The organism is Intestinimonas sp. HCP28S3_D6 (assembly GCF_052065695.1).
Classification (GTDB): Bacteria; Bacillota; Clostridia; order Oscillospirales; family Oscillospiraceae; genus Intestinimonas.
Map to the genome: position 1 here is coordinate 1 of NZ_JBQHTM010000099.1, position 3,369 is coordinate 3,369.

Sequence of the window (3,369 nt, forward strand, 5' to 3'; positions counted from 1 at the left end):
CACCTAAAGGGTAGCGTTTATTTCAGGTGCTGACAATGGCTCTTTTTATTTGCCATTGGGGTGCTCACTTTTTGAGTACCATTTGCTACATTTTCATTTTACCGAAAACAAACCATGAATCAAATACACACGAGCAGTGGGACAGATGAACAATTCTTGTCACTTCGGATATTAAGCCCACATCGGTGCAGATGACGATAAGTAACATAAAAAGTCGGTCTGATTCGAATCCTTTCATAGCCGTTTACGAAAAGCAATCCGGTCTGCCGATACTCGTAAACCCCTGCAAACCGGTCAGCACCACATTGTTCTGTGAACTGGCGCAGTGGATGATGAGCGGGCTGCCGCTCTCGTCTTTGCCAACGAAAATGCCCACATGGGAGTCGCCCGGATAGAACACCAGATCACCCGGCAGGGCTTCGCTCCATGAGATCGGTTTGCAGTAGCCGTGCTGACTGGCCGCACCGCCGCCATGACCGATGACATAGTTCAGCGAATTGTGGAATACCCAGTCCACAAAACCGGAGCAGTCCAACCCGTAAGGACGGACTGTCCCCGTGCTGCGGCTTCCCGGCGCGGTCACGCGGGTGGGTGTTCCCCAGCGGGAGTCCCAGCCGATGGCGCTGCTTTTGCCACCCCAGAAATAGTTCACCTTGCCGAGCAGGGAGTAGGCTTTCTCCACCACCGCTTTCCGCTGTGCTGAAACATCTTTCGGCATAGCAGCAAGCATGGCGCGGATCTGCGCCTCGTCCAGACTGACCTCGCCGCCGTAGGTGCCGACCAACTCGGCAAGCATCTGTGCGTACTCCGGCTTCAGCACCTCGGTCAGTGCTTCGCGCTGGCTCTTGCTGAAATGATAGATGTCGGGCATTTCGGTCGCTTTTTTGCTTGTGATCGTGATATGGAGGATGGTTTCGGTGTCGTCCTCATGCTCGATGGTCTGCACATACCAGCTCACCGCGTTCATATCCCAGAACACCTGCCGGATGAGGTCGATGCGCTCCTCATCGATGGTCACAACATCTGTAGCATCGGCATCCGCACCGGCAGTTTTCACCGCAAATACCGCGATGATGTCCGTCCAGTTGTGGATGGTACAGCCGCGATATGTCCATCAAGACCAAAAGCGCCAAGTACGCCAAAATGCAGCGTGGCGAATACCAGAGCAAAGTTTGCCCTTACGGGTATCGCAAAAGCGCCGATGGCAGAATGGAACCGAACCCGGAAACCGCTGCTGTGGTACAGCTCATTTTCCAACTTGCCGCAACCGGAATTGGAGCAGCAGCCGTTACCAGGGAACTCTTTAAGCAAGGTATCCCGACCCCCGGCGAATACAAAGCGGCTCATGGGCAGCAGTACCACGATGTCTCACGCTCCCGTGGACGCTGGAGCAGTTCTACGGTTCTCCGTATCCTGGAGGATGAACGCTATATCGGCTCCTATGTCATCGGACGTCGTGCTGTTATTGAAGTGGGCGGCACACGGAGCCGCAGGAAAGGCCGGGACAAGTGGTTCATTATTCCCGACCATCATCCGGCAATCGTTGACAAAGAACTATTTGAAAAGGTGCAGGCTGTGCAGCGCAGGTTTTCCTTGCCGAACAGGAAAACTAGGGAGTACCCACTGAAAGGCAAAGTCTATTGCGGCTGCTGCGACCATGCACTCTCCCGCATCGCTCAAAAGAAACCGTTTTATATGTGCCGCCATTCTACTGCCGATGTGAACAGCCGCTGCCGCGATGTCCGGGCAGATGCTGCCGGTCTGGAAGAAGCAGTCCTCCTCACTTTGAAAAAACAGCTGGAAATCCTGTTGCCCGTCCATGAGGACGGCACCATTCACCTGGAGGCCACCGCTGCCAAATGTTCCGAGTATGAGAAGCAGCTGGAAGCTCTGAAAGATCTGAAGCAAGCTCTCTTTGAACGGTATCTCCTGGGGCAGATTGAGCTGGACACTTATAAATCGGAGAAAGCTGTTTATGACGGAGAAATACTGAAAGTCAAAAACGCCTACGCAGCCGTCACCGCCCAGGCAAAGCTGAAGCGGGAAGAACAGGCCCGCCAAAGCAGCCGACAAGAGATCGTTCACTCGATTGCGGCAGCGGATGTGCTGACCTCGGAGCTGACCGATTTGCTGATTGAAAAGGTGTATGTATTCCCCGACAATCGCATTGAGATTGTTTACAAGGTCCATGACCTCTTTGAATAATTGAAGATACAAAAACGGAAAACCCAGGCTATCAAATCCATCTTGATGGCTTGGGTTTTCTGCTTTTCAGAATTATATTTTTTGTCGTGTGCTTGACATACGGGTGCCGCAAATTATGGAACTTGAAGTGGATACCCAAGTCCTTCTTGATGATACGGGCAAGAAACTTTGCACCGTTGGTGGTCAGCATCTCGCCGTTGGCTTTGACATTGATGAAGTCCGGAACTTCGATGATCTTCTCTTTCTTAGGCTCGCGCCGGTCCGTCACGAAGTTGCGCTTGTAGCCATCACCGTACAGTTTGCGCTCTGCGTCGTGCTGCATCTTCATGTCCGCAAGATATTGGGCAAATTCGGCTGTGATATTCACAGACCGATAGGAATTGACCGTTTTCAGCGGTGCAAAGCACCACTGCTTATCCTGATAGAGAAGCTGTTTGCAGACCTTGATCTTTTTCTTCTCAAAGTCGATGTCACTCCATGTGAGGGCAAAGCACTCACTTTCCCGCAGACCGGCCTGCAATCCAAGCTGGAATGCGATTTTGGAACGGGTGGATTCGATACGCTCGATCATCTGCTCCAACTCCTTGCGGTTATAAGTCACGATGTCACCCACATGGCGCGGATCAGGAGGGGGCGGTACCAAGTCCATCACATTCTTTTTTGTATACTTGTGGTCGTGGGCATAGCGAAGGATCACATTGAAGAACTTGTACATTCCCTTCACATACTCCTCGCTGTACTTTATCCGCTTCTGATTTAAGAAGTCGATAATCATAGTGTCCGAAATTTGGTAGACATACAGCGGCCCAAACTCGTCCTTGATATGGTTCCGATAGAGAGAATCATATTTCTTCAAGGTGGCATAGGCTCTGGTGGCCTTGCCCTCACGCTCGATAAACTCTTCATAGACGGTGTGGAAAGAAACTTTCTTGTTCTCCACATAGTCGCCGGTGTTGTTCAGGTGGTAGAGTACATCCTGCATGGCTTTGGTCGCTTCGCGCTCCGTTTTGAAGCCACCCTTTTCAACTTGCTTCCGCTTGCCATCGACAAAACCTAAGGAACCTCTGAATAAAAGCCTTTATCCTGTTTCTACTCAATGTATTAGCCGCCATTTGCGCTTGGTTAAGGTGATTTCAGTGCAAAATAGCCATTATTTATCTGCTT

3 protein-coding genes and 1 pseudogene are annotated in these 3,369 nt (G+C 51.3%); 1 reads left to right on the plus strand and 3 read right to left on the minus strand.

Annotated elements, in window-relative coordinates; all coding sequences use genetic code 11:
* Nucleotides 1-244 precede the first annotated feature (244 nt).
* On the minus strand, nucleotides 245-1,057 hold the full coding sequence (locus ACTNBK_RS16695; RefSeq protein ID WP_441147781.1) for a C40 family peptidase: 813 nt from the start codon (nucleotides 1,055-1,057) through the stop codon (nucleotides 245-247).
* Between the two features lie 50 nt (nucleotides 1,058-1,107).
* On the opposite strand from ACTNBK_RS16695, the gene ACTNBK_RS16700 reads away from it, so the two are divergent.
* Complete coding sequence (locus ACTNBK_RS16700; protein WP_441147783.1) at nucleotides 1,108-2,205, plus strand: recombinase family protein; 1,098 nt, start codon at nucleotides 1,108-1,110, stop codon at nucleotides 2,203-2,205.
* Nucleotides 2,206-2,236: 31 nt separating this feature from the next.
* Here ACTNBK_RS16700 and ACTNBK_RS16705 read toward each other — a convergent pair whose 3' ends face one another.
* On the minus strand, nucleotides 2,237-3,187 hold the full coding sequence (locus tag ACTNBK_RS16705) for a tyrosine-type recombinase/integrase (RefSeq protein ID WP_441147785.1): 951 nt from the start codon (nucleotides 3,185-3,187) through the stop codon (nucleotides 2,237-2,239).
* Nucleotides 3,170-3,250, minus strand: a pseudogene (locus ACTNBK_RS16710) (Arm DNA-binding domain-containing protein); the annotation flags it as partial. The pseudogene ACTNBK_RS16710 and the gene ACTNBK_RS16705, both read right to left, overlap by 18 nt.
* Nucleotides 3,251-3,369: the final 119 nt, after the last annotated feature.

What these genes read in the sequence shown, in the direction of transcription:
- ACTNBK_RS16700 (WP_441147783.1), top strand. Translation starts at nt 1,108, where the DNA reads ATGTCCATCAAGACCAAAAGCGCCAAGTACGCCAAAATGCAGCGTGGC.
- ACTNBK_RS16705 (WP_441147785.1), bottom strand. Translation starts at nt 3,187, where the DNA reads ATGCAGGATGTACTCTACCACCTGAACAACACCGGCGACTATGTGGAG.